This window comes from Streptomyces mobaraensis NBRC 13819 = DSM 40847, assembly GCF_017916255.1.
Taxonomy (GTDB): Bacteria; Actinomycetota; Actinomycetes; order Streptomycetales; family Streptomycetaceae; genus Streptomyces; species Streptomyces mobaraensis.
In genome coordinates this window covers 4,541,828-4,568,009 of sequence record NZ_CP072827.1, presented here as the reverse complement: position 1 = coordinate 4,568,009, position 26,182 = coordinate 4,541,828, and the positions used below count along the sequence as shown (strand labels likewise).

Annotated in this window: 21 protein-coding genes; 8 read left to right on the top strand and 13 right to left on the bottom strand. The window is 73.4% G+C overall.

Annotation, left to right across the window (positions count from 1 at the left end; translation table 11 throughout):
- Positions 1–202: 202 nt before the first annotated feature.
- From sucD to J7W19_RS19690, 5 genes are all read right to left on the bottom strand, one after another.
- On the bottom strand, positions 203–1,087 hold the full coding sequence (gene sucD, locus J7W19_RS19710) for a succinate--CoA ligase subunit alpha (RefSeq protein WP_004945635.1): 885 nt from the start codon (positions 1,085–1,087) through the stop codon (positions 203–205).
- Positions 1,088–1,109: 22 nt separating this feature from the next.
- The gene (gene sucC / locus J7W19_RS19705) at positions 1,110–2,285 is read right to left on the bottom strand and encodes an ADP-forming succinate--CoA ligase subunit beta (RefSeq protein ID WP_004945633.1); all 1,176 of its coding nucleotides are present in this window, start codon (positions 2,283–2,285) and stop codon (positions 1,110–1,112) included.
- Between the two features lie 404 nt (positions 2,286–2,689).
- Positions 2,690–3,934 carry a VWA domain-containing protein gene (locus J7W19_RS19700; RefSeq protein ID WP_004945631.1) on the bottom strand — a complete coding sequence of 415 codons (1,245 nt, stop codon included), beginning with the start codon at positions 3,932–3,934 and terminating at the stop codon, positions 2,690–2,692.
- Positions 3,931–6,315 carry a DUF5682 family protein gene (locus tag J7W19_RS19695; protein WP_004945628.1) on the bottom strand — a complete coding sequence of 795 codons (2,385 nt, stop codon included), beginning with the start codon at positions 6,313–6,315 and terminating at the stop codon, positions 3,931–3,933. Before J7W19_RS19695 ends, J7W19_RS19700 begins: the two co-directional genes overlap by 4 nt.
- On the bottom strand, positions 6,312–7,571 hold the full coding sequence (locus tag J7W19_RS19690) for an ATP-binding protein (RefSeq protein WP_004945625.1): 1,260 nt from the start codon (positions 7,569–7,571) through the stop codon (positions 6,312–6,314). The genes J7W19_RS19695 and J7W19_RS19690 overlap by 4 nt, the downstream gene beginning before the upstream one ends.
- 126 nt (positions 7,572–7,697) lie before the next feature.
- Between J7W19_RS19690 and J7W19_RS19685 the strand changes: the two genes are divergently transcribed.
- On the top strand, positions 7,698–9,056 hold the full coding sequence (locus J7W19_RS19685) for an SWIM zinc finger family protein (RefSeq protein WP_040889986.1): 1,359 nt from the start codon (positions 7,698–7,700) through the stop codon (positions 9,054–9,056).
- Positions 9,057–9,105: 49 nt separating this feature from the next.
- Entirely contained in the window at positions 9,106–10,749 is a 1,644-nt protein-coding gene (locus tag J7W19_RS19680) for a DUF5691 domain-containing protein (RefSeq protein WP_004945619.1), read from the top strand.
- 38 nt (positions 10,750–10,787) lie between these two features.
- On the opposite strand, the gene J7W19_RS19675 is transcribed toward J7W19_RS19680, so the two are convergent.
- Positions 10,788–11,201 (bottom strand): cobalamin B12-binding domain-containing protein, encoded by a 414-nt coding sequence (locus tag J7W19_RS19675; RefSeq protein WP_004945617.1) that lies wholly within the window; start codon positions 11,199–11,201, stop codon positions 10,788–10,790.
- A gap of 134 nt (positions 11,202–11,335) precedes the next feature.
- On the opposite strand from J7W19_RS19675, the gene J7W19_RS19670 reads away from it, so the two are divergent.
- The 3 genes from J7W19_RS19670 to J7W19_RS19660 all read left to right on the top strand — a co-directional run bounded on the left by J7W19_RS19670 (position 11,336) and on the right by J7W19_RS19660 (position 14,297).
- Positions 11,336–11,521: a hypothetical protein gene (locus J7W19_RS19670; protein WP_152262135.1), complete on the top strand. Its 186-nt coding sequence runs from the start codon at positions 11,336–11,338 to the stop codon at positions 11,519–11,521.
- 50 nt (positions 11,522–11,571) lie between these two features.
- The gene (locus J7W19_RS19665) at positions 11,572–12,438 is read left to right on the top strand and encodes an esterase/lipase family protein (RefSeq protein ID WP_004945612.1); all 867 of its coding nucleotides are present in this window, start codon (positions 11,572–11,574) and stop codon (positions 12,436–12,438) included.
- 266 nt (positions 12,439–12,704) lie between these two features.
- Positions 12,705–14,297 carry a M23 family metallopeptidase gene (locus J7W19_RS19660; protein ID WP_040889985.1) on the top strand — a complete coding sequence of 531 codons (1,593 nt, stop codon included), beginning with the start codon at positions 12,705–12,707 and terminating at the stop codon, positions 14,295–14,297.
- A 45-nt stretch (positions 14,298–14,342) separates the two neighbouring features.
- On the opposite strand, the gene pcrA is transcribed toward J7W19_RS19660, so the two are convergent.
- Both pcrA and J7W19_RS19650 read right to left on the bottom strand, forming a co-directional pair.
- The gene (gene pcrA / locus J7W19_RS19655; protein WP_004945606.1) at positions 14,343–16,811 is read right to left on the bottom strand and encodes a DNA helicase PcrA; all 2,469 of its coding nucleotides are present in this window, start codon (positions 16,809–16,811) and stop codon (positions 14,343–14,345) included.
- Between the two features lie 82 nt (positions 16,812–16,893).
- Positions 16,894–17,256, bottom strand: a complete 363-nt coding sequence (locus tag J7W19_RS19650; RefSeq protein WP_004945602.1) for a hypothetical protein — start codon at positions 17,254–17,256, stop codon at positions 16,894–16,896.
- A gap of 312 nt (positions 17,257–17,568) precedes the next feature.
- Between J7W19_RS19650 and J7W19_RS19645 the strand changes: the two genes are divergently transcribed.
- On the top strand, positions 17,569–18,639 hold the full coding sequence (locus J7W19_RS19645; RefSeq protein ID WP_040889990.1) for a C40 family peptidase: 1,071 nt from the start codon (positions 17,569–17,571) through the stop codon (positions 18,637–18,639).
- Between the two features lie 27 nt (positions 18,640–18,666).
- Here J7W19_RS19645 and J7W19_RS19640 read toward each other — a convergent pair whose 3' ends face one another.
- The 4 genes from J7W19_RS19640 to J7W19_RS19625 all read right to left on the bottom strand — a co-directional run bounded on the left by J7W19_RS19640 (position 18,667) and on the right by J7W19_RS19625 (position 23,865).
- Positions 18,667–19,785: an alpha/beta hydrolase gene (locus J7W19_RS19640; RefSeq protein ID WP_040889982.1), complete on the bottom strand. Its 1,119-nt coding sequence runs from the start codon at positions 19,783–19,785 to the stop codon at positions 18,667–18,669.
- Between the two features lie 128 nt (positions 19,786–19,913).
- Positions 19,914–20,606 carry a LuxR C-terminal-related transcriptional regulator gene (locus J7W19_RS19635; protein WP_004945595.1) on the bottom strand — a complete coding sequence of 231 codons (693 nt, stop codon included), beginning with the start codon at positions 20,604–20,606 and terminating at the stop codon, positions 19,914–19,916.
- The gene (locus J7W19_RS19630; protein WP_004945592.1) at positions 20,603–21,910 is read right to left on the bottom strand and encodes a PspC domain-containing protein; all 1,308 of its coding nucleotides are present in this window, start codon (positions 21,908–21,910) and stop codon (positions 20,603–20,605) included. Before J7W19_RS19630 ends, J7W19_RS19635 begins: the two co-directional genes overlap by 4 nt.
- Before the next feature lie 149 nt (positions 21,911–22,059).
- Positions 22,060–23,865 carry a serine/threonine-protein kinase gene (locus J7W19_RS19625; protein ID WP_004945589.1) on the bottom strand — a complete coding sequence of 602 codons (1,806 nt, stop codon included), beginning with the start codon at positions 23,863–23,865 and terminating at the stop codon, positions 22,060–22,062.
- Positions 23,866–23,997: 132 nt separating this feature from the next.
- Between J7W19_RS19625 and J7W19_RS19620 the strand changes: the two genes are divergently transcribed.
- Both J7W19_RS19620 and J7W19_RS19615 read left to right on the top strand, forming a co-directional pair.
- A complete protein-coding gene (locus tag J7W19_RS19620) occupies positions 23,998–25,326 on the top strand; it encodes a PspC domain-containing protein (RefSeq protein ID WP_040889975.1) in 1,329 nt (442 codons plus the stop codon).
- Positions 25,313–25,540: a hypothetical protein gene (locus J7W19_RS19615; protein ID WP_004945584.1), complete on the top strand. Its 228-nt coding sequence runs from the start codon at positions 25,313–25,315 to the stop codon at positions 25,538–25,540. Before J7W19_RS19620 ends, J7W19_RS19615 begins: the two co-directional genes overlap by 14 nt.
- Positions 25,541–25,617: 77 nt before the next feature.
- Here the strand turns inward: J7W19_RS19615 and J7W19_RS19610 are convergent, their stop codons facing one another.
- Positions 25,618–26,142, bottom strand: a complete 525-nt coding sequence (locus tag J7W19_RS19610; protein WP_040889989.1) for a DoxX family protein — start codon at positions 26,140–26,142, stop codon at positions 25,618–25,620.
- Between the last annotated feature and the right edge of the window lie 40 nt (positions 26,143–26,182).

Here is a 26,182-nt window from a genome sequence, read left to right as displayed (position 1 = left end):
CGGCACGCCCGAGAGGGCGGCGGGCTCCCTCGGGCGGGGCGAACGGGCGCGGGCGCCGGCCGCTCCTCTCACCGGGGCGAAAAGCGGCGTGGGACGCGTGTGGGCCCGTACCCCCGGAGAGGTACGGGCCCACACGTCCCCCGGCCCGCGAGGGGCCGGGATCAGATCGAACGGCCGATCAGGCCGCCGATCCCGCGACCGTTCAGGCGCTCAGCGCGGCGCGCGCCAGGCGGGCGGTCTCGGACGGGGTCTTGCCGACCTTCACGCCCGCGGCCTCCAGGGCCTCCTTCTTGGCCTGCGCGGTGCCGGACGAACCGGACACGATCGCACCGGCGTGGCCCATCGTCTTGCCCTCGGGCGCGGTGAAACCGGCCACGTAGCCGACGACCGGCTTGGTGACGTGCTCCTTGATGAAGTCCGCCGCACGCTCCTCGGCGTCGCCGCCGATCTCGCCGATCATGACGATCAGGTCGGTGTCGGGGTCGGCCTCGAACGCCTTGAGGGCGTCGATGTGCGTGGTGCCGATGATCGGGTCGCCGCCGATGCCGACGCAGGACGAGAAGCCCAGGTCACGCAGCTCGTACATCATCTGGTAGGTCAGCGTGCCGGACTTGGACACGAGACCGATGCGGCCGGGCTTGGTGATGTCGGCCGGGATGATGCCCGCGTTGGACTGGCCGGGGCTGATGAGGCCGGGGCAGTTGGGGCCGATGATGCGGGTCTTGTTGCCCTTGGCCTGGGCGAGCGCCCAGAACGAGGCGGTGTCGTGCACCGCGACGCCCTCGGTGATCACGACGGCCAGCGGGATCTCGGCCTCGATGGCCTCGACGACCGCGTCCTTGGTGAACTTCTCCGGGACGAAGATGACGGTGACGTCGGCACCCGTCTTCTCCATCGCGTCCTTGACGGAGCCGAAGACCGGGACCTCGGTGCCGTCGAAGTCGACGGTGGTGCCGGCCTTGCGCGGGTTGACGCCGCCGACGATGTTGGTGCCGGAAGCCAGCATGCGCTTGGTGTGCTTCTGGCCCTCGGAGCCGGTCATGCCCTGGACGATGACCTTGCTGTCCTTGGTGAGGAAGATAGCCATGGTGTTCTAGTGACCTCGTTCCTTACTTCGCAGCCAGCTCGGCGGCGCGCTCGGCGGCGCCGTCCATGGTGTCCACCTGCTGCACCAGCGGGTGGTCGGCGTCGTTCAGGATCTTGCGACCCAGCTCCGCGTTGTTGCCGTCGAGGCGCACGACCAGCGGCTTCTCGACCTTCTCGCCCTTGTCCTCAAGGAGCTTCAGGGCCTGGACGATGCCGTTGGCGACCGCGTCACAGGCGGTGATGCCACCGAAGACGTTGACGAAGACGGACTTGACGTCCGGGTCGCCGAGGATGATCTCGAGACCGTTGGCCATCACCTCGGCGGAGGCACCGCCACCGATGTCGAGGAAGTTGGCGGGCTTGACGCCACCGTGGTTCTCACCGGCGTAGGCGACGACGTCCAGGGTGCTCATGACGAGACCCGCGCCGTTGCCGATGATGCCGACCTGGCCGTCGAGCTTGACGTAGTTGAGGCCCTTGGCCTTGGCGGCGGCCTCCAGCGGGTCGGCGGCGGCCTTGTCCTCCAGCGCCTCGTGCTCCGGCTGGCGGAACGCGGCGTTGGCGTCCAGGGACACCTTGCCGTCGAGCGCGATGACGCGGCCGTCGGCGACCTTGGCGAGCGGGTTGACCTCGACGAGGAGGGCGTCCTCGGCGATGAAGGTCTTCCACAGGGTGACGAGGACGTCGGCGACCTGGTCGGCGACCTCGGCCGGGAACTTCGCCTGGGCGACGATCTCGCGGGCCTTCTCGATGGTGACGCCCTCGTTGGCGTCGACCGGCACCTTGGCGAGCTTCTCGGGGGTCGTCGCGGCGACCTCCTCGATGTCCATGCCGCCGGCGACGGACGCCATGGCGAGGAAGGTGCGGTTGGTGCGGTCGAGGAGGTACGAGACGTAGTACTCCTCGGCGATCTCCGGAGCGGTCTCGGCGATCATCACCTTGTGGACCGTGTGGCCCTTGATGTCCATGCCGAGGATGTCCGTCGCGCGAGCGACGGCCTCGTCCGGGGTGGCGGCCAGCTTGACGCCGCCGGCCTTGCCGCGGCCACCGACCTTCACCTGCGCCTTGACGACCGAACGGCCGCCCAGACGCTCGGTCGCCTCGCGCGCCGCCTCAGGCGTGTCGATGACTTCACCGGCCAGCACCGGTACACCGTGCTTGGCGAAGAGGTCCCTCGCCTGGTACTCGAACAGGTCCACGCGCGTCCGTCCCTTTTCCATGGATATCGCGGTTCGTTGTCTGCGCGGGCGTGCCGCGGTGGCAGCGTGAGGACGCGATCTATGACGAGGGCGGCACACGTGCGCCGAATACGCGGCATGTCCGTCTCGCAGGTTATCCCCGAGGGCCGGAGGTCCCTAAATCGCAGATCACACTCAGGCCGTGATTACGCTCACAGATCGCGCACAAACCCCGCACGCATCGCGACCGAGCGTACGCCGCCCGGTCGCGGCCCGCCGGTACGCGCAGCCGCCGTGCCGGGGCCGCCCCCGGCCTCCCGGCCCGCACGCCGCCGGCCGACGCCTCAGGTCAGCCCCCTCGCGCCCTCCCGTCCCTTCTCCTCGCCGCCATCTCCCTCTCCCGGTGGCGGATTTCCCCCTCTCCGTCAGGTTCCGGACCCTGGCTCGGGTACGGGCAGGGGCCGCTGCTCCAGGGCCGCCGCCATCACCTCCGGGAAGTGGTCGGGCGTGCAGGCGAAGGCCGGTGCGCCGAGCTCGGCGAGGGCCGCCGCGTTCTCCCGGTCGTACGCCGGGGCGCCCTCGTCGGAGAGGGCCAGCAGGGTGACGAACCGCACTCCGGACGCCCGCATGGCCGCGACCCGTTCGAGCATCCCCTCGCGTACGCCGCCCTCGTACAGATCGCTGATCAGGACGACGACGGTGTCCGCCGGGCGGGTGATCCGCGACTGGCAGTAGGACAGCGCCCGGTTGATGTCGGTGCCCCCGCCGAGCTGGACGCCGAACAGCACGTCCACCGGGTCCGCCAGTTGGTCGGTGAGGTCCACGACGGAGGTGTCGAAGGCGACCAGTCGGGTGTCGAGGGCACGTATAGAGGCCAGGACGGCGCCGAAGACGGAGGCGTGGACGACGGACGCCGCCATCGAGCCGGACTGGTCGATGCAGAGGATCACCTCCTTCCGCACCGAGCGCGCCGCACGGGCGTAGCCGACGAGCCGTTCCGGCACGACCGTGCGGTGCTCGGGCAGGTAGTTCTTGAGATTCGCCCGGACGGTGCGGTTCCAGTCGATGTCCCGGTGGCGGGGCCGGGCCGCCCTCGCCGACCGGTCGAGCGCTCCGGTGAGCGTGGCCCGGGTGCGGGACGCCAGGCGCCGCTCCAGGTCCTCGACCACCTTGCGGACGACCTCGCGGGCGGTGGCCTTCGTCTCCTCCGGCATCGCCTTGCCGAGCGACAGCAGGGTCCCGACCAGGTGGACGTCCGCTTCGACCGCTTCCAGGAGCTCGGGTTCGAGGAGGAGGGCGGTCAGGCCGAGCCGGTCCAGGGCGTCCCGCTGCATCACCTGAACGACGGACGCCGGAAAATACGACCGGATGTCCCCCAGCCAGCGGGCGACCCGCGGCGCGGAGGCTCCGAGACCACCGCTCCGCCGGCCGGCACCGGGGCCCGCGCTCACACCCGCACCCGCACCGGGCGGGCGGGACCCCGCACCGTAGAGCGCTTCCAGCGTCCGGTCCACGGCGGCGTCACGGCCGGAGAGCACCCGCCCGGTGCCGTCCTCGCCCGCCTCCCCGCCGAGCACGAGCCGCCAGCGGCGCAGCCGTTCGTCGGCGGAATCGGGTGGCGGCGGATCCGTGGGGCAGGGTGACGGCGTGGAAGTGGTCGTCGAGGTCATCGCGCTCCTCCCCCGGTGAAGTCCGGCCGAATGTCCATCAACTGCCTTGCAGCAGCAGTAGGTTGGATGGCGCGCTCCTCCTCACCCTCGTCGTCCGGGCCCAGGAGCAGCCGCATCGTGGGCAGGACGGCCGCCGCGCGCTCCGGGTCCCAGGCCGGGCCGGTGTCTACCCGGGTCGGTCCGGTGGCCGGGCCGTTGGCGACGCGTTCGCCGATCGCGCGGCGGAGGGCCGGCTCGTAGTCCGAGAAGGTGCGGCGGAGCAGGGGCAGGACGTCGGTGAACGCGTCGGCGGTGATGCCGTTGAGCCAGGTGTCGATCAGGCCGAACAGCCGCTCGTCGTGGAGGAGCAGCAGTCCGCCGCCGGGCTCGGTGCCGCCGGTGAACCCCTCGATCCAGGCCGCCGCGTCGGCGGGTGCCACGGCGGGCGAGAGGGCGCGGCCCAGGAGCCGGGCGGTCCGGTCGGCGGTCAGCGTGCCCTCGTCGAGGAGGAGCCGGGCCACCCGGCCGCGGACCTCCCCGGGGAGGTGTTCGCGTTCGGCGAGGGTGGTGAGCACCGCCGTCCAGCGGTCGCCGACGCCGGGGCGGTCCAGGAGGGCCACCGCCCGGTGCACGGCGTCCACGTGGCCCCTCATCTCCCGTGCGGCGTCGCGGTCGAGACCGGCGCAGGCGGTGGGGAGGCCGACGAAGATCCGGTCGGCGAGGCCGGCGGCCACGTCGTCGAGGGCCGCGGTGTCCGTGCGGCGCACATCCCCGTAGCGCACCGAGCGGACCAGCGCGGGCAGGGCCTCGGCGAGGTGGCCGACGTCGGTGTCGAGGGCGGCGCGGTCGGCGAGGGCGCCCAGGACGACGGGGAGGGCGGTCGGCAGCGCGGCGAGCAGGCACCGTTCCGCCAGGGTGGTGAGGTCGGCGAGGCGGTCCGCCTCGCGGGCGGCGGCCTCCGCCCGGGCGGTCGCGGCGGCTTCGACGGTCGTGCCCCAGACGCCCGCTTCGGCGAGCCGGACGGCCAGTTCCGGCCGCCAGGAGAGGCGCCACGCCTCACGGAAGGTGCCGAGGCCGGTGCGCGAGGCGCGAGGTGCGCCCCAGTCGACGTCGAGGAGCCGGAGGCGGTGCAGCAGCCGGCTCCGCTCGGCGTCGGTGTTCTTGCGGAGGTCCAACTCCTTGTCCTGCACGCCCGCTTCGGGCTTGAGGCGCAGGGCACGTTGGAGGCGCGCGAGGTCGCGTTGGAGTGGTGTGGCGGGTGCGGTGTCGGGGACCTCGCCGAGGTCGTCGCCGATGACGAGCCGGTCGCGCACCAGGGCGAGCGGCACGTCCGAGCCGTCGCACATCACCGCGCGTACGGCGTCGGTGGTCTCGGTGAGGCCGGGGAGCGGCCGGCCGCGGAGGGCGGCGAGCGTTTCGGCGAGCCGGACCGACTCGATGACGTGCGCGGACGAGACCGGCCGGCCCTCCTCGCGCAGCATTCGGGCGACCGTGGCCAGCCAGCGTTCGACCGGGCGGTCCGGGGCCGCGTAGAGATGGGCGTACCAGCCGGGCGCGGCGATCCCCGCGCCGTAACCGCTGCTCCGGGCGAGGCGGCGGTGGGTCCAGGGCACCCAGGAGATCTCCGTCCTGACCTTCGGCAGCCCCTTGAGCGTCCGCCGGTCGGCGGCGAGGTGGCGCCGGACCGCGAGGGCGGGGACGTGCCAGGCGCCGCAGACGACGGCGACCTCGTGTCCGAACTCCTTGACCGCCTCGCGCAGCCGCAGCCGCATATGGGCCTCGCGCACGGCGTCGTCGCGCGGGTCCGGCGGGCCGGCGTCCGCCGGTGACGTCTCGTCGCCCGCCGGCCCGCCCTCCGGCGCGGAACGCAGCGCGGCCATGGCCTCGGCGACGGCCCGGAAGGGTCCGAGGGGGTCGTCGTCGGGCCCGCCGTCGCCGGGCCGGCCGCCGTCGCGGTGCTCGACGGCGTCCTCCCACCAGCGTTCGGGATCGTCGTGGCCCGCGGCTCCGGCCAGCAGCGCGAGCGGATCGGGGGGCGGCCCGGCCGCGCCGTCCGGCCCGTCCCGGCCGGCCGTTCCCGGCGCGGCGAGGGTGTGGGCGGCGGGCAGGTCGATGAACCGCACCTCGGCACCGTGGGCGAGCGCCCAGCGGATGGCGGCCCACTCCGGTGAGAAGGCGGCGAACGGCCAGAACGCGGCCCGGCCAGGATCTTCGGCGGCGTGGGCGAGCAGGGCGACCGGGGGCCGCATGCCCTGGTCCGCCGCACAGTGGACGATCTTGTCGGCCTCGGACGGCCCCTCGACGAGCACCGCGCGGGGCCGGAGCCACTCCAGGGCGGCGCGTACGGCCCGCGCGGAACCGGGTCCGTGGTGGCGAACGCCCAGCAGGGCGGGCGCGTTCATACCGACACCTCGCGGCAGGCGCGGTAGAAGTCCTGCCAGCCGTCCCGCTCCCGGACGACCGTCTCCAGGTACTCGTGCCAGACCGTACGGTCCGACGCCGGGTCGCGGACGACCGCGCCGAGGATCCCGGCCGCGACGTCCCCGGCGCGCAGCACGCCGTCGCCGAAGTGCGCGGCCAGCGCCAGACCGCCGGTGACGACGGAGATCGCCTCGGCCGTGGAGAGCGTCCCGGAAGGGGATTTGAGTCTGGTCCGGCCGTCCGCGGTCACCCCGTCGCGCAGTTCGCGGAAGACGGTGACGACGCGGCGGATCTCGTCCGTGCCGCTCGGGGCGGCCGGCAGGTCGAGGGAGCGGCCGAGCTGGTCGACGCGCCGGACGACGATGTCGACCTCGTCCTCGTGCGTGGCGGGGAGCGGCAGGACCACGGTGTTGAAGCGGCGGCGCAGGGCGCTGGACAGCTCGTTGACGCCCCGGTCGCGGTCGTTGGCCGTGGCGATGAGGTTGAAGCCGCGCACGGCCTGGACCTCCTCGCCGAGCTCGGGGATCGGCAGGGTCTTCTCGGACAGCACCGTGATCAGCGAGTCCTGCACATCGGCGGGGATGCGGGTCAGTTCCTCGACGCGGGCGGTCATGCCCTGGGCCATGGCCCGCATGACGGGGCTGGGCACGAGGGCGTCGCGGCTGGGCCCGTGCGCCAGCAGCCGGGCGTAGTCCCAGCCGTAGCGGACGGCTTCCTCGGCCGTGCCGGCCGTGCCCTGGACGAGGAGGGTGGAGTCTCCGCTGACGGCGGCGGCCAGGTGCTCGGATACCCAGGTCTTGGCGGTGCCGGGGACACCGAGGAGCAGCAGTGCCCGGTCCGTGGCGAGGGTGGTGACGGCGACCTCGACGACCCGCCGCGGCCCCACGTACTTCGGGGTGATCACGGTGCCGTCGGGCAGCACGCCGCCGAGCAGGTAGGTGGCGACGGCCCACGGTGACAGCCGCCAGCGCTCGGGCCGGGGCCGGTCGTCCGCCGCCGCCAGGGCCGTCAGCTCGCCCGCGAACGCCGCTTCCGCGTGCGGGCGGATGACGTCGGTGGAGGCGTCGGGACCGCCGGGCGGTGGGGCGGAGCGGGCGGGGGCGGCGGGTGTGTCGTGGGTGATGGACGCGTCGTTGGCGGAGGACGCGCCGCTGGTGACAAGTGTGTTGGTGGCGACTGGCGCGTCGGTGGTGACAGGCGCGTCGGTAGGTACGAAGCGGTTTCCGGGCACGGTCACAAGTCCCCCTCGTCGTGCGTTCCGGGATGTGACTCCACCCTGCACCACCCCACTGACAATCACCCTCGGCGGCAACGAACGTGCAGGTCAGCGCGATTGTCAGTGGTGGGCCCTACTGTCGGTGACATGAATCCGCAGGGGGAACGCTGGACGGCGGATCAGGTGCTCGCGCTGGCGCCTGACTCCGCGTCGCGCACGGCGGGCGGCAGGCTCGCGACGCCGGGATCGTGGTCGGGAACGGGAGCGCGCCCGGACTCGGTGTGGGGGGAGTGCGCGGGCGGCGGCGGCCGGACCTACCGGACCGCCGTGGACGCCTCGGACGCCAACCGCCCTGGATTCACCTGCAGTTGTCCGAGTCGCAAGGTGCCGTGCAAGCACGCGGTGGGGTTGCTGCTGCTGTGGGCGGCGGACGGAGATTCCGTCCGGCCGGCGGAGGAGCCACCGGCGTGGGTCGCCGAGTGGCTGGAGGCGCGTCGGAGACGACGGGCCGCACCGCCGGCCGACCGCCCGCCCGCCGCGTCGGCGTCGGCCGACCGACGGGCGGCGGACCGGGCGCGACGGATCGCCGCCGGCGCCGAGGAGTTGGAGCGGCGGCTGACCGATCTGGTGCACGGCGGTCTCGCCGGTTCCGGTGGTGGTGCGCGAGAGGAGTGGGACCGGGCCGCCGCCCGCATGGTCGACGCCCAGGCGCCCGGACTCGCCGCGCTCACCCGCGAGTTGGGTTCGCTGTCCGCAGCGGGCCTGGACTGGGCGTCGCGGCTGCTGGAGGAGTGCGCCCTCCTGCACACGCTCAACCGCGCGTACGCGCGCGTCGACCGGCTGCCCGCCGGGCTGGCCGCGACCGTACGCGCCCGCGTCGGGATCACCGTGGACTCGGCCGCGCTCCTGGCCTCCACACCACCCGTCCGGGACGACTGGCTGGTCCTCTCCCAGGACGACGACGTCTCCGACAGCGCCCTCACCACTCGGCGCATCCGCCTCTTCGGGAGACGCACCGGGCGCGCGGCGCTGCTGCTGTCCTACGGAGCGGCCGGCCGGGCACCCGAACTCTCGCTCCCGGTCGGCTGCTCCTTCGACGCCGACCTGGTCTTCCACCCCGCCGCCGTGCCGCTGCGCGCCGTCCTCGGAGCGCGCCACGGCGAACCGGAGCCCGCCGCCGGGCCGCCGCCCGGCGTGGGCGTCGAGGCCGCCCTCGCCGCCTACGGGACGGCGTTGCGCGACGATCCGTGGCTCGACGCGTGGCCGGTGGTCCTCGACGGGGTGGTCCCCATACCCGGCCCCGATGCCCGCCCCGGCCGCCGGCTGGCCGACGCGGACGGCGGTGCGGCACTGGCGGTCGACACGAGCCGTACCGGCGAATCGGGCTGGTGGCGGCTGGTGGCGGTGTCCGCGGGCGGGCCGGTACGGGTCTTCGGCGAGTACGGCCATCGCGGGTTCACGCCCCTGGCCGTCTGGGCACCGGAGTTGACGCCCCTCCGGCGCTGACCACGCGCATCCCCCTCACTCCTGCGACGCCACCCTCGAAAGGCCACCCATGAACGCACCCGGCCACACGGCCCCGCCCCTGGACGTCCCCTGGGACGACCTCGTCACCGCCGCCCTGATCGGCACCGGCCGACGCGGCGCGCCGACCGCGCCACGCCCCGGGCAGGACCCCGCCCTCGCCCTGCTGGACGCCGCCGCCCTGCACACCGTGCGGCGTCGCGCCGCCGCCCTGCCCGTCGCCGCGGGGAGACGCCCCGAGCCCGCGCCCCCCGATCCCCGCCCGCCGCTGCCCGAGGCCGCCCGGCGACGGCTGGCGCTGCTCCTCGGCGAGCGGGCCGGCGGCGGTGACCGGCGCCGGACGGCGGCCCCCGACCTCGTCGAGCTGCTCCCCCAGTGGCTGACCGCCGCCAACGCACGCGGCTACCGTCCGCCGGACGCCCTGCTGCCCGGTCTCCTCGACGCCGCGCGGGCCCGCACCGACCTCCGTCCCGAGGCGCTGGCCTTCGCCGGACCCCGCGGGCGGTGGCTGGCCGGTCTCAACCCGCAGTGGGCGTACGCGCTCCGCTCCCATCCGCCGGGGCCGGGGGCGGCCTCCCCGGTCTCCCCGGCCTCCTCCGGCCCACCGGACGCCACCGGCCTCGACGGGCTGCGACGCGTGTGGCGGGAGGGCCTGTTCGCCGAACGTCTGGCCGCCCTCACCGCGGTTCGGCGGCACGACGCGGCGGCCGGGCGCGAGCTGCTGGCCGGCACCTGGGCCACCGAACGGGCCGAGGACCGGCAGGCGTTCCTCGGCGCGCTGCGCGATGGGCTCTCCCCGGACGACGAGCCGTTCCTCGAAGCTGCCCTGTCCGACCGGGGCCGCTCCGTCCGGTCCCTGGCCGCCGAACTCCTCGCCGTTCTGCCCGGTTCCGCCCTGACCGCCCGGATGGCCGCGCGGGCCCGCACCTGCGTCGCGCTCGACCAGGGCGTCGTCGTGGTCGAGGCCCCGCACGAGTGCGACGACGGGATGCGGCGGGACGGCATCTCGGCCAAACCCCCGTCGGGGCGCGGCGCGCGGTCGTGGTGGCTGAGCGGGATCGTGGAGGCCACACCGCTGTCCGTCTGGCCGGACCGGCTGGGGGTCCCGGGCGCCGCCGAGGCGGTGGCGCTGCCCGTCGCCGACGGCTGGCGGCCGGACCTGCACGCGGCCTGGTGCCGCGCCGCCGTCCGGCAGCGGGACGCCGCCTGGGCCCGGGCCCTGCTCGGCCCGCCCACGACACCCCCGGCCCCTGAGGGCTCACCGGGGCGGGATCCGGCCCGGCTGCTCACCGTCCTCCCCGCGGCCGAACGGGCCGACTGGGTGGCGCGGTTCGTCGCCGCCCACGGGCTGTCCGACGCGTTCCGGCCGATCGGGGTCTGCGCGGTGCCCTGGGCCGAGCCGCTCGGGCGGGCCGTGGTGGACGCCCTGGAGATCGCCCGGGACACGGGTGGCTATCCCTGGAGCTTCAGCGGCGTCATGGGCCTGGCCGAACGCTGCCTCGACCCGGACCAGGCCGACCGGCTGGCCGTGTTGGCCGCGCCGGCCGGTGCGGACGACGCTCCGCGCGAGGACGCCGCCCCGCCGGGGGCGGCGGGTTACTGGGCGGAGGCGTTCCAGCGGCTGGCCGGAACGCTCCGGCTGCGCGCCGTCATGCGGGCGGAGCTGGCGGGGTGACGCGCACCCGGCCCGCCCCGCCGAAGGGGAACGTCCGCTCAGGCACCCGCCGCCTGACGGACGTTGGCGTTGACCCACTCGACGATCGACGTCGTCGTCGCCCCCGGCGTGAAGATCGCCGCGACCCCCAGCTCCTTGAGCGGCGGGATGTCGGCCTCCGGGATGATGCCGCCGCCGAACACCTTGATGTCCTCGGCGTCGCGCTCCCTCAGCAGCTCGATCACCTTGGCGAACAGGGTGTTGTGCGCGCCGGACAGGATGGACAGTCCGATCGCGTCGGCGTCCTCCTGGATCGCGGTGTCGACGATCTGCTCGGGGGTCTGGTGAAGCCCGGTGTAGATGACCTCCATGCCGGCGTCCCGCAGCGCACGTGCGATGACCTTGGCCCCGCGATCGTGTCCGTCGAGCCCCGGCTTGGCCACCACCACACGGATCGGACCGGTCACTCCCATCACTGCCTCCATGTACGACTGCCGTCAGCCGGCCGCGAGGATCCCGTGCCGAACGGGCCCGGGTGTGAACGAACGTTATCTACAGCATCCCGCAAGCGGTCGTTTCGCGGTGCGGAGGGAGGGGGAAATCACACGTGGGACACCACGTTCGCCGCGACTCGCACCCCTCTCCCGCCCGCCACGCGCCGTACAGCCGCCCGGCCGTGGCACGGCGGAGCGTGGAGCGGGCCGCGAAGGGGAGCCGCGAGGAGGTCTGCCGCACCGCCGCCGTCAGCCGCACGGCGGCGGTGGCCCGGCAGCCGGCGCACAGCTGCCCATGAGGGCACACGGGGGACAGGGCATCGGCCTGTGTGCCGTTCGGAGGTCGGCCATGGGGGCCTTGCCCGCCTTATCCCTCGTCTCCGGGGCTCTGGTCTCCGGAGCCTCGCCATCCACCGGTTCCGGCACCACCCGGCCGTCGGCCGCGCTGGTCCGGTCCACGGCGCTGGAGCTGGTCATCCTGGCCTGCCACACGCTGCTGTATCCGACGGGCGTCACCCAGGAACGCCGTCCGCCGCCCCTCGCCACGCCCCTGGCACCCGAGGGGAACGGCATCGCGAACGACCGGGTTCCCGTGCTCCTCCTCCATGGATTCGCCGACAACCGTTCGGTGTTCGTCCTGCTGCGCCGTTCGCTGCTCCGCCACGGCTGGCGGCACGTGGCCTCCCTCAACCACTCGCTCCTCACCCGCGACATCCGCACCGCCGCCGCGGCGTTGAGCCGGTACGTCGAGGAGTTCCGGGCCCGCACGGGCGCCGCGCGGATCGATGTCGTCGGGCACAGCCTGGGCGGACTGGTGGCCCGCTACCACGTCCAGCGGCTGGGAGGTGACGCCCTGGTCCGCCGGGTGATCACGCTCGGCACGCCGCACGGCGGCACCCTGGTGGCGCCGCCGATGTCGGCGCACCCTCTGGTACGGCAGATGCGCCCGGGTTCCGAGCTCCTCAGGGAGCTGACCGCGCCGGCCCCCGGCTGCCGGACGCGCTTCGTCGCCTTCTGGAGCGATCTGGACCAGGTGATGGTCCCCGTGGAGACGGCCCGTCTCGACCATCCGGACCTGGTGGTGCGGAACATCCGCGTCAGCGGCGTCGGGCATCTCGCCCTCCCGGTGCACCCGACCGTGGTGGCGGGCATCCGGCAGGCACTGGCGTCGCGGGACGAGAGCGGCGACGACGCCGGGCGGGTCTCCGTGGCGTGACTCCGGCGTCGCGTCGGCGGGACGCCCGGCGCCCCTTCGTGTGATGCGTGGAAGCCGTCGGTCAACCTTTTATCGCACTCCACTTGCCCGATTAATGTCGAACGATTTTCGAACGCCGAAGCGACTCGGAGGCGTCCCGTCCACCAAAAGGCGGCCAAATGCCCAGGCTCCCGGGCCGCGAAACGTGAGGAAGATTGTGGCCGTCGCATACCGCCGGGTACAGTCGCCGCTACTTCTCCTGCTCCCAAGGCGAAATGGAAGTGGTGGTGAACGACCGTCACCCATCGGCGGCCCCGGACCCGTCCGTTCCCGCTCCCGATGCAGCATTCGGACACCACCCGTCCCCCCAGCAGTCCACCGCCTACGGCTGGACCGGACACGACACCGGCCAGTGGGACACCACCCATCAGTGGAACAACTCCGGTCACACCCAGGTCTGGGATTTCAGCGCCTGTGACACCGGAGGGCAGACCGGCTGGGGACAGGCCCAGGACGGCACCTGGGCCACCGGCTCCGGCAGCGGACCCGCCGGTCAGTGGCAGTGGGAGACGCCGGGTTCGACCGGGTGGGGAAACCTTCCTGGTGACGGCTGGAGCGACACCTCGGGCCAGTGGCACACCGGGCACTCCGCCCAGTGGGACACGTCGGGCCAGTGGGACACCAGTGGCTACGGCTCCCCGCAGCAGACCCCACAGCAGCCCGTCGACCACGCCATGACCCAGACCTGGGACACCTCGGCCTGGGCCCAGCCCGCCGATCCCTGGGGCGGCACCCACACCGCGGAGACGCAGACCTGGGACGCCAGTGCCTGGGCGGAGGCCGCGGAACCCGCTCCGCCGCACGACCCGACCCTGATGGCCGTCGTCCCCGGCCTCGGCACGGAACCCGTACCGCCCACCCCCGCACCGGCGACCGACGCCGACACGCGGACCATGCACGCCGTCTTCGCCATGCCCGCGGAGGGCCTCACCCCGGACGGTCTCGCCCGGGACGACCTCTCGGCGAGCGACCTCGCGGTGGACGGATCCGTCCCGGACGACCGGGCCACCGGTGACGACGACCGGCACGACGCCGAGGCGCCCGCCGCGGGCGACCGCCCGGTCCGCAACCGGCGCAAGGGCGGCGCCCCCCGCTCCGGTTACCGCCCCCGCCGCAAGGCCCTCCTCACGGTGGCCGTGCCCTCGGTCGCCGTGATGGGTGTGGCCGGTGTGGCCGCCGCGACCGTCGCGTCCAGCGGTGGGCACGAGGCGCAGCAGACCCAGGCCGCGTCCGCCCCCGACGCGTCCACCGTCAAGCTCTCCGCCGCCAACAACACGCTGGACACCCAGCTCGCCGGGCTGAGCCGGGGGGCGGACGACTTCGCCACGCGCGCCAACCGGACGCAGGAACGCATCGACCTGCGGCTGCGCCAGGAGGAAGAGCGCAAGCGGAAGGCCGAGGAGGCCGCCCGTAAGGAGGCCGAGCGGCCCAAGTTCGCCCTGCCCGTCGCCCAGCACGGACTCAGCGCGTACTACGGGCAGGCGGGCGTCAACTGGATGTCCGTGCACACCGGCATCGACTTCCCCGTCAGTTACGGCACCCCCGTGATGGCGGCCACCGACGGCACGGTCCGCACCCAGTACAACGTCGCCTACGGCAACATGGCCATAGTGACCTCCCCGGACGGGACCGAGACCTGGTACTGCCACCTCAGCAGCACCCGGGTGCGGTCCGGGCAGGTCAAGGCCGGCGACGTGATCGCCTACTCCGGCAACTCGGGCAACTCCACCGGCCCGCACCTGCACTTCGAGGTGCGGCCCGGCGGTTCGGCCGTCGACCCGCTGCCGTGGCTGCGCGCCCACGACCTCGACCCGACCTGACCGGCCCGGGGGCGGCCGCCGACCGGCGCCGCCCCCGGCCCCCGGCTACAGCTTCTCGACCGGCGCGTAGCGCAGCAGCAGGCGCTTGGGCTTCTCCTGGCCGAAGTCGATCGTGGCCTCGGCGTTGTCCCCACTGCCCTTGACGCCGACGACCGTGCCCAGGCCGAACGAGTCGTGGGTGACCCGGTCGCCGATCGCCAGCGACACCACCGGACGGTCCTTGGCCCGCCGCGTGGCGAAACCGCTCGGCCCCGCCGCGCCCCGGCCGCCGATATGCGAAGACGACGAGAACGCCGAGGACGACGACCGGCCCGAGGCCATCCCGGACACCGACGCCGACGGCGTGGCGGGCCCGGTGCGGCGCCACTCGACGTACCGGTCCGGGATCTCCTCCAGGAAGCGGGACGGCGGGTTGTAGGCGGGCTGGCCCCAGGCGCTGCGCATGCTCGACCGGGTCAGGTAGAGCCGCTCGCGGGCCCGGGTGATGCCCACGTAGGCGAGCCGCCGCTCCTCCTCCAGCTCCTTGGTCTGGCCGAGGGCGCGCATGTGCGGGAAGACGCCGTCCTCCATGCCGGTGAGGAAGACGACCGGGAACTCCAGGCCCTTGGCGGTGTGCAGGGTCATCAGCGTGATGACGCCGGTGCCCTCGGTGTCCTCGTCGGGGATCTGGTCGGAGTCGGCGACCAGGGCGACCTTCTCCAGGAACTCCGCGAGGGTGCCGGGCTCGTCCTCGGTCCGCTCCTGTTCGAACTCCAGCGCCACGGCCGCGAGTTCCTGGAGGTTCTCGATGCGGGTCTCGTCCTGCGGGTCGGTGGACGCCTGGAGTTCGGCCAGGTAGCCGGTGCGTTCCAGGACCGCCTCCAGGACGGTGGCCGGTCCGGCGCCGGACTCGACGATCGTGCGGAGCTCGTCCATCAGGACGTTGAAGCGCTTGACGGCGTTGGCCGAGCGCGCGGCCATGCCGTAGGCGTCGTCCACGCGACGCAGCGCCTGCGCGAAGCTGATCTTCTCGCGCAGCGACAGCGCGTCGATCATGGCTTCGGCGCGCTCGCCGATGCCGCGCTTGGGCACGTTGAGGATCCGGCGCAGCGGCACGGTGTCCTCGGGGTTGGCCAGGACGCGCAGGTAGGCCAGGACGTCCCGGACCTCCTTGCGCTCGTAGAAGCGCACGCCGCCGACGACCTTGTAGGGCAGGCCGACGCGGATGAAGATCTCTTCGAAGACGCGGGACTGGGCGTTGGTCCGGTAGAAGACCGCGACGTCACCGGCCTTGGCGTCGCCGGCGTCGGTCAGCCGGTCGATCTCGTCGGCGACGAACTGGGCCTCGTCGTGCTCGGTGTCGGCCACGTAACCGGTGATCGCGGAGCCGGCGCCGGCCTCGGTCCACAGGTTCTTCGGGCGGCGGTTCTCGTTGCGCTCGATGACCGCGTTGGCGGCGCTCAGGATCGTCTGCGTGGAGCGGTAGTTCTGCTCCAGCAGGATCGTCGTGGCGTCCGGGTAATCCTCCTCGAACTGGAGGATGTTGCGGATGGTGGCGCCGCGGAAGGCGTAGATGGACTGGTCGGCGTCGCCCACGACGCAGAGCTCGCCGGGGCCCTCCTCGCCCGCCGTCGCGGGGGTGCCCACCAGCTCGCGGATGAGCGTGTACTGGGCGTGGTTGGTGTCCTGGTACTCGTCGACCAGAACGTGCCGGAAGCGCCGCCGGTAGTGCTCGGCGACGTCCGGGAACGCCTGGAGCAGGTGGACCGTGGTCATGATGATGTCGTCGAAGTCGAGCGCGTTGGCCTCGCGCAGCCTCGACTGGTACATCGCGTAGGCCTCGGCGAGGGTCTTCTCAAAGCCGTCGGCAGCCTGCGCGGCGAACGCCTCCTCGTCGACGAGCTCGTTCTTGAGGTTGGAGATCTTCGCGCTGAAGGACTTCGGCGGGAACTTCTTCGGGTCGAGGTCCAGGTCGCGGCAGACCAGGGCCATGAGCCGCTTGGAGTCGGCGGCGTCGTAGATCGAGAAGGACGACGTGAAGCCGAGCTTCTTGCTCTCCCGGCGCAGGATCCGGACGCACGCGCTGTGGAACGTCATCACCCACATCGCGTTGGCCCGGGGGCCGACGAGCTGCTCGACGCGTTCCTTCATCTCGCCCGCGGCCTTGTTGGTGAAGGTGATCGCGAGGATCTGCCCGGGGTGGACGCCCCGGGCGCCGAGGAGGTGGGCGATGCGGTGGGTGAGGACGCGGGTCTTGCCCGAACCGGCGCCGGCGACGATGAGCAGCGGCGAGCCGGAGTGCACCACGGCGGCGCGCTGCTGGTCGTTCATGCCCTCCAGCAGCGCGGCGGGGTCCACGACGGGCCGCGGGGCGCCGTCGCGGTAGTACGCCTCCCGGGGGACGGGCGCGTCGAAGGCGCCGCCGAAGAGGTCGTCCGGCAGCGGCTCGGGGGCCGAGTCCTCCGGAGGAGGAGGCGGCTCCTCGTCGGAAGGGACGAGATCCGCCAGGAAGCTGTCGTCAAAGAGGCTGCTCATCGTCATCCGAGTCTAGGCGGCCCCACTGACAACCCGTCCCTCCCCGTTCCCCGGGGGCCGGGGAGGCGGGCTGTGGCACGGGTCACGTCCAGAGGACGGCGATGAAGACGTCGGCCGTGGTCAGCGCCCCGACCGTGCCGAAGGCGGCGGTTCCGACCCGTTCCCCCTCCTCTTGGTCCCGGTTCAGGTACACGAGGGCGAGGACCACGACCAGCAGGGACAGTTTCAGGCCGATCTTGAAGGTGTTCACCGCGTCGCCCTGCGCACGGTGCAGACCGACCAGCGCCATGCCGGTGACCAGCATGGTGAGGGCGCCGTGCAGCATCGAGGGGACCATCCGGGCTTCCCCCTTGCCCATGGCCTTCATCTGGGTCAGAAAGCCGCCGAGCAGGGCGGCGATGCCGATGACGTGCAGGCCGATCATGGCGTGAATCAGAGGGTCCATGGGGGCCGACCTTAGCCGGAGGGTCGAGCTCCGAATAAATCGGGTTCCGTAGCACCAACTCCCCCGTAACCGGGCAAAGATCATCGATTCGGTCAGTCCTGGATTGAAACCTTCCGTGGGGCCGAGGAGTTACCGGCCCGCACCGGTCGTTTCACCACCGGTTCCGGCCATTAACAGTCATGCGCGTTACCGGCGGATCTCGCGGTTTAGCGTCCTGCCCCAGACGGCGGTGGCCCGCCCTCCTCCCCCCTCGGACGGGCCGCCGCCTGAGCCCCCAGCCTGCCGCCGGACAGGAAGGAAGTGACGGCCACCGTGGCGTCGCACCGCAAGCCCAAGCACCACCCGCTCCTCAGTGGCACCGCCCGGACGGCGGCCGGCCTCGCCCTGGCGGGCGCCGCCACCGCCACCGTGCCGGCCGGTACCGGCCACGCGGCGCCCCAGCGGACCCCGGACGAGGTGAAGGCACAGGTCGCGCGCTACTACCGGCAGGCCGAGGTGGCGACGGAGCGGTACAACGGGGCGAAGGAGCGCACCGACCGGGCCCGGGCCGTGCTCGACGGCCTCCAGGACGAGGCCGCCCGCCGGACGGAGCGGCTCAACACCGCCCGCGACGCCCTCGGGTCGTACGCCACTGCCCAGTACCGCGCCGGGGGCATCCCCTCCTCGGTGCGGCTGCTGCTCTCGTCCTCGCCCCGGCACTTCCTGGACCGGGCGTCGATGGCCGAGCGCACCGGGGCCCGCGAGGCCACCGAGGTGGCCCGGGTACGGGAGGAACTCCGGCAGGTACGGCAGGTCAGGACCACGGCCGAGGGCAAGCTGCGGGAGCTGGAGGCCGAGCGGAACACGCTCGCGAGGCACCGCCGGACCATCGAGGCCAAGCTCGCCGCCGCGCGCGACCTGCTCCGTACCCTGCCGCCCGCCGCCCGGCCCGCCGACGACGGACAGGACGTCACCGGGGCCGGTCACGCGGCCGGACGCTCGGCGCCCACCGAGGCTGCGCCGCAGCCCGCGGCGGCGGCACACGTTCCGGCGACGGGCCGCGCAGCGCAGGCCGTGGCCTTCGCCTACGGGGCGCTGGGCAAGCCCTACGTCTGGGGGGCCACCGGGCCGTCCGGCTACGACTGCTCGGGGCTGACACAGGCGGCCTGGCGGGCGGCCGGCGTCTCGCTGCCGCGCACCACCTACACCCAGATCAACTCCGGCCACCGGGTCACCAGGTCCCGACTGGCCCCGGGTGACCTGGTGTTCTTCTACTCCGGCGTGAGCCACGTGGGTCTCTACATCGGCGACGGGAAGATGATCCACGCCCCGCATCCGGGGGCGCCCGTCAGCATCGCGCCGGTGGACTCGATGCCCTTCGCCGGCGCGGTCAGACCCGCGTAGCGGGCCGCGGGGTCAGGGCCGGAGGTGTCACGGGGCGAGCTGCTTGGTGAGCCACCGGAAGACCTCGGGGACCTGCTCCTTCCAGACGGCCGTGTTGTGGCCGCCGGCGGCGGCCGGGATCTTCTTGACCACCACGGTGGTCGGCGGCTTCGCCACCTTCTTGACGTCCATACCGGCCCGGTAGCCGTCCAGCTCGCCGCCCGAGAAGAACAGCGCCACGTGCGGCGGCGTCCTGGCCCCCTCGAGCATCCGCTGCGGGTTGTTGGCGCGGCGGAGGTCGGGGGTCCGGGCCGTGAGCGAGGAGGGCACACCGGCGGGGTCGTTGTAGCCGGAGAGGCTCACTCCGGCGTGGAAGCGGTCGGGGTGGGCGATGGTGAGCTTGGCGGCGCAGTGCGCGCCCGCCGAGTAGCCGGCGACACCCCATGCCTTGGGCTTGTCGCTGACGCGGAAGTTGTCGACGACCATCTTGCGGACGTCGAAGCTGAGCCAGGTGTCGGCGTTGATCTTGCCGGGAGTGTTGGCGCAGCCGGTGTCCACGTTGCCGCCGAGGAGGGTGGTGCGGGGCGCGACGATGACGAAGGGCTGGATCTCGCCCCGCTCCATCATGGGCTTGAGCTGCTCGTTGACCTTCAGGGAGCCGAACCACGCCTTCGCCGAACCGGGGAAGCCGGGCAGCACCTCCACCACGGGGAACTTCTTGTCCTTGAACCGGGGATCGTCGTACTGGGGCGGGGTCCAGACGTAGACCTCCCCGCTCACGCCCGAGACGGCGCCCTTGAGCTGCGTCCGCCGGACGCCCTCCCCCATGAGCGAGTCGGTGACGGCCGTGAACTTCTGGACGACCTTCGGCAGGTCCTTCAGCTTCTTGCCACCGGTGCCGTCCGCTCCCAAGTAGGCGGCCGAGGTGACGTGGTTGCCCGTGCCGAGCAGGTCGTCCCAGTTGTCGTACAGGTCGTTGTCGTCGTTGACGACCACGAAGACCGCGGTGATCGCGGCCGCCTGGGCGAAGAGCAGCATCAGCAGCCGCGTCGCGAACCGGACGAACTTCGGGCCCGGGATCCTGCTCCACACCAGCAACGGCAGGACGAGCGCCACCACGACCAGGGCGATCGTGGTCACGAAGAAGGGCGTTCCCATCAGGCTCATCGAGTCAGCGGCTCTCGTTCCGGTGTCAGGCCCGGCGGGCCCGGGCCCTGCTTCTCGAGAGCCACTCACCCTCTGCAGAGGGGCGGCGGGTGACTACGGTTCCGCGCGGTGACGGAAGGTGCCGTCTCTCACACCAGGCGCCGGGCCGTCGCCCACCGCGTCAGCTCGTGCCGGTTGGACAGCTGGAGCTTGCGCAGCACGGCCGAGACATGGGACTCGACGGTCTTCACGGAGATGAACAGCTGCTTGGCGATCTCCTTGTAGGCGTAGCCCCGCGCGATCAGCCGCAGTACCTCGCGCTCACGCTGGGTGAGCCGGTCGAGGTCCTCGTCGACGGGCGGGGCCGCGGTGGAGGAGAAGGCGTCGAGGACGAACCCGGCCAGCCGCGGGGAGAACACGGCGTCCCCATCCCGCACCCGGAAGATCGCGTCGATCAGGTCCGAGCCCGTGATCGTCTTGGTCACATAGCCCCGCGCGCCACCACGGATGACTCCTATGACGTCCTCCGCGGCGTCGGACACGGACAGCGCGAGGAACCGGATCGGCGCCTCGGTCGAGGCGAGCATCCCGGCGCAGCGGCGCAGCACCTCCGCCCCGCCGCCACCGGGCAGGTGCACGTCCAGCAGGACGACCTCGGGGCGGGAGGCGGTGATGACGGTGACGGCCTGATCGACGTCGGCGGCCTCGCCGACGACCTCGACACCCGTACGGTCGGTGACCCCGATCTCGGCCTGCACCCCGGTGCGGAACATCCGGTGGTCGTCCACCAGCACCACCCGGACCCGCCGGTCCACCGGCTCGGTCGTCGTCCCGTTCGTCATGATGTCTCTTCCGCCCTCTCCATCTCCAGCTCCACTTCCGTCCCCCCGTCGGGAACGGAGCGCAGGCGCGCGGTGCCACCGTTGCGCTGCATTCTGCCGATGATCGACTCCCGGACCCCCATCCGGTCGTCGGGCACGGCGTCCGGGTCGAAGCCCGGTCCCCTGTCGCGCACCGAGACGAAGACCGTACGCCCTTCGACCTCGGCGTAGACCTGAACCGCCCCGCCCTCACCACCGTATTTCGCGGCGTTGACCATGGCCTCGCGCGCGGCCTGCATCTGTGCCCGCAGGCGTTCGTCGAGCGGGCAGTCGCCGACCACGACCACCTCCAGGGGGACGCCGTGGTGGTCCTCGACCTCGGCGGCGTTGGCGCGTACGGCCTCCGCCAGGGTCTCGGGCTCGTCGGACTCGTCCTTGCCGTGGCCCTCGGGGTTGTAGAGCCAGGCCCGCAACTCGCGCTCCTGGGCCCGGGCGAGGCGGGCCACCTCCCTGGAGTCCTCCGCGTTGCGCTGGATCAGAGTGAGCGTATGCAGGACCGAGTCATGGACGTGCGCGGCGACTTCGGCCCGTTCCTGGGCGCGGATGCGCATGGTGCGCTCGGCGGAGAGATCCTGCGTCATACGCACGACGGACGGACCCGCCAGCAGGGCTATGCCGACCAGGACCGCGAGCGACGCCTGCAGCACGGTGCCCAGATGCTCGGCGGAGCCCTGGAGCACGACGATGCCGGTCACCCCGGCGCCGACCAGCAGGACGCCGGCCGCGCCCCGGGCGAGCGGCAGGACCCGCTTGCGCCGGCTCACCTCCACCCAGTGGGCCCGCCGGGCGTTGTCCGCCTGCCGCCACACCAGGGCGACACCGGCTCCGATCAGGACCAGCGGCCAGACGTAGACATTGGCGCGGCCGAGGTGCAGCCGGTCCAAGAAGATCGCGGCGCCCACGATGAGCGCGATGAACGCGAAGACCTGCCCCCGGTCCGGCTTGCGGGCGAACAGGTGCCTCCGGCCGTCCGGCGCCACCTCCTCGTCCGGCCGGCGTGCCTCGACACCGCCCACACCCAGCGGCACGACGAACCAGAAGACCGCGTAGAGCAGCGCGCCCATGCCCTGGGCCATGAGCAGGGCGAGGAAGACCAGCCGCACCCAGGAGACCGGCACCCCCAGGTGACCGGCGAGGCCGCGCGCCACGCCGCCGAGCATCCGGCCCTCGGCGCTGCGGTAGAGCTTGCGCAGGGGCACGGGGTCGGGGGCGGCGGGCGCGTAGGCACCGCCGGCTCGGGGCTGCGTCGTCGATGCGCCGGTCATGGCACGATCGTCACACGCCGTGGCGCCCCGCGGTATCGGGGTCGTCCCTGATCGGACCCCGATCTGTTCCCCCGAGGGAACCCCGTCGCCGCCCCTTACACCGGTTCCCGCCACGGCCCGTCAAGCTGCCCCGGCCGGCACGGCACCGGTCAGCGCGGGAGCACCCGGAACCCGTCCCGGACCGCGTCGAAGACCGGTCGATGGCGGTCCCAGTCGGCCGAGGGCGCGGAGAGGTACACGGCGTACTCGTCGCCGCCGGCGCGGCCGAAGCCCAGGTCGATGGCGCGGAACTCGCGGACGCGGCCCTTGAAGACGAACTCCCAGACGGCGGCCGGGTCGCCCCGGTAGGCGGTGGCCTGCATGCGCAGCCGCCGGTAGGCGTCGACCTTCGTCCTCACCTGCTGTTCGACGTCCTGCCAGTGGTTCAGCGGATCGGGGTTCGCCAGGTCCAGGACGTTGACCTTGAGGTCGACGAGGCCGGTGGGGTCGATGTAGTCCACCTCGACGGCCGACTTCTCCTTCCGGCTCCAGCCCTTCGGCACGGGGAAGGCGACCCCGAGGTCCTTCTCGGTCACCAAGCGGTAGCCGGGCGGTACGGGCGGCGGCGAGGAGGGGGTGGGCGTGGGTGCCGGCGAGGACGACGAGTGTTCCGGCGCCGGCGGCGCGGCGTCGTCCTTCTTCTCCCCCGGAAGGAGGAAGAAGGCGGCGACCGCGGCCACGATCCCCGGAACGACCGCCACCGCCACCCACTTGACGATCCGCCGCCGCCCGCCGGACGGGCGCTCGGTCACCGGCCGCCCGGCGGAAGCGGAAGTGGGGGCGGAAACGAAAGCGGGCGCGGGTGGTGCGGGCTGAGCGGGCGCGACGGCGGTGGGCGCGGTCGGCCGCCGACCGGGAGCCGGCGCGAGATCCGCTACGGGAACGGGATCCGGTGCCGGGACAGGGGCCGATGCCGGCGTGGCATCCGGCGCCGGAACCGTACCCGGCACCGGAGCGGACGGCTCCGCGGCGGGTGCGGCGTGGGGCGGCGTCACGGCGGTGGTGGCCTCGGACCGCTCGAACCCGTCCGCTCCCGGCGCGGGGTGACGGGCCGTCCCCGGCTCGGCGGCCGGCTCGCGCAGGATCTGCTCGACCAGGTCGGCGGGGGGCCTCAGGTCCGGGTCCCGGGACAGCAGGGTCTCGATCAACCGGGTCAGCGACCCGGCGCGCAACGGGGGTTCCAACGGGTCCACGGCGATGGCGTACGCCGTCTCGACGGGCGTGGGCCGCTGGTACGGCGTCCGGCCCTCGACCGCCTCGTACAGCGTGGCGCCCAGCGCCCACAGGTCCGAGGCCGGGCCCGGCCGGGCGCCCCGGACGCGCTCGGGGGCGATGTAGTCGATCGAACCGACCATCTCGCCGGTCTTGGTGAGGGTGGAGTTCCCGGCCAGGTGCGCGATGCCGAAGTCGGTGAGCACGACCCGGCCGTCGTCGCCGAGCAGCACGTTCCCCGGCTTGACGTCGCGGTGCAGGACGTCGGCCGCGTGGGCGGCGCGCAGCGCGGCGATCATCCCGCGTCCGATCCGGGCCGCCTCCTCCGGCGCCAGAGGCCCCTGTTTCAGCACCTCGCCGAGGGTCTTCGACGGCACGTGCTCCATCACGATGCACGGCAGCCCCTCGTCGTCCTCGACCACGTCGTGGACGACGACCACGTTCGGGTGGCTGATCCGCGCCGCGCTGCGCGCCTCCCGGCGGGTCCGCTCGTAGAGGGTGGCGAGGTCCTCCTCGTCCAGCCCGTGGGGCACGTGGAGCTGTTTGACCGCGACGCGGCGGCCCAGCAGTTCGTCCTCGGCGAGCCACACGGTGCCCATGCCGCCGCGGCCGATGCGCCGGAGCAGCCGGTACCGGCCGGCGAGCAGGCGGCCGGAGGCCGGGCCGGGCACCCCGCCCGGCGCACCGGACACTGACTCGGACACCGCACGCCCCTCCGAATGACGATTGCCTGTTCGATGCGCCACCCTAACCGTCTTGATCTCAGGGTCGATCTCAGGGAAGGGCCAGGGTCATCACGGATGCCGCTCGGCGGCCGCGGTTGACACCATGTGCTCATGACCGACGCACCGCCCGCCGAGAACCCGCAGCACCGGGACGCGCCACCCGCCGCGTCCGGGCCCCCGCTGCGGCGCAGCCGCGACCACAAGGTGCTCTCCGGCGTGTGCGGGGGGCTGGGCCGCTTCTTCGACCTGGACCCGGTGATCTTCCGGGTGGTCCTCGGGGTCCTGGCGGTCACCGGCGGCTTCGGGCTGATCGTGTACGGCTTCGCGTGGCTGCTGATCCCCCTGGAGGGCGAGGAGGAGAACGAGGGGCGCCGGATGCTGTCGGGCCGGGTGGACGGCCCGGCGCTGACGGCAGTGCTGTGCGCGCTGGTGGGCTGCGGACTGTTCCTGTCCATGCTCAACAACAGCGGTGCCATGTCGTTCTCCCTGCTGCTGACCGTGGCCCTGGTGGGGACGGCGTACTGGTCGCAGCGGCGCCGGACGCCCGACGCCGGCGAGGAGGCGGCCTCGGTGCCGGGCGCCGGGAGGCCGGCGAAGGCGCAGGTGGACGCGCCGCCCGAGACCCAGGCGCCCCCGCCGCCGGCCGTACCGTCGTGGTGGCGGGATCCGGTCCTCCACGTGGAGGTGGCCGGCCTGCCGTACCACGGCACCGGTTATCTGTGGGGGCCGGACGACGACGGCGGCCCGGCCGACGCCACGGCCCGGCGGGAGGCGCGGCCGGAGCGCCCGGCGCGGGACGGGCGGCAGCTCGGCGGCTGGACGGCCCTGCTGGCCCTCGTGGCGTTCTCGGCCGGCACGGCCCTCACCTGGCACGGGCGGCCCCTGGGCACCTCCTTGGAGACGGGTCTGGCATGCGCGCTGGCCGTCTACGGGCTGGGCATAGCCGTCAGCTCCCGCTACGGCCGCACCGGCGGCGGGACGGTCACCGCGGCCGTGCTGACCGGGCTGCTGCTGATGGGGGCGGCCGCCCTGCCGAAGTCGGTCACCACGGAGTGGCGCCGGGTGACCTGGCGGCCGGCGAGCGCGGCGGAGCTCCGGCCCGCGTACGAGGTCGGCACGGGCGTGGGCACCCTCGACCTGTCCCACCTCTCCTGGCCGGCGGGCGGGCAGGGCGCGAAGCCCCTGGCCACCCGCGCCGAGGCGGGTGCCGGACGGCTGACGGTCGTCATCCCCGACGACGTCACGGCGAAGCTGACGATGGAGGTGGGGATCGGATACATCAAGCTGCCCGGCAGCGGCCGTGACGACGTGGACGTCAAACCCCGCCAGAACAAGCGGGTGACCGTGGACCCGCTGCCGGGGCACGCCTCGCGCGGCACGCTGGAGCTGCGGCTGAAGGCAGGTATCGGTGAGGTGGAGGTGACCCGTGCGACGCCATGAGTTCGAGCCCGGCAAGCTCGTCATCGGCCTGGTGCTGGTGGGCGGTGGGCTGGCCTACCTCGCGGCGGCGGTCGGCCGCTGGCGCTTCCCCGCCTTCGCGCTGCTGCCCGCCCTGGTCGGGGGGCTCTGTCTGGCGGGGGCCGCCTCGTCCATCGGGTTCCTCGTGCGCCGGCACCGGGCGGCCCGTGCGCTCGGCCGGGCAGAGCGGGAGTGAGCCGCCCGCCGGTCCCGGGCGCCCGCCGGGCTCAGGTGAACGCCGGGCTCAGGTGAACGCCGGGCTCAGGTGAACGCTCAAGTGAACAAGGCGCCCCGCCGGGCGCGGGCCCGGCGGCGGGGGCGCACGGCGTCCAGGGACAGCAGGGGAGCCCCCGCGATGGCCAGCGGGAGCCAGGCCATCAGATAGACGAGGTCGTTGCCGTAGTAGTAGGGGGTCGAGGACCAACTGACCGTCAGCCAGAGGCAGAGCGAGATCAGTGCGCCGCCGGCCGCCGCCACGCGGGCGAAGAGTCCGAGCAGCGTGGCCGCGCCCACGGCCACCTCTCCGAGCCCGATCGCCCAGCCGAAGCCGACCGGGCTGTGCAGCCCCAGGTCGACGAGCCAGGGAGCGCCGGCGCTGTCCCGGCAGGAGCGCATCAGCTCCCCGAGCGAGCCAGGGCCGTCGCTCGCGAGGAACGCCCCGTCGGTGAGCTTGTCGAGCCCCGCGTAGAGGAAGGTGACGCCGAGGAACAGCCGCAGCGGCAGCAGCGCGTACAGCGAGGCCGAAGGACGTCGTCCCGTACCGCCGCTCAACGTTTCCCCTCGTCCCAGGAGTGTCATGCCGTCCACCGCTCCTCTCGCTTCCCGGCCCGGACGGCAC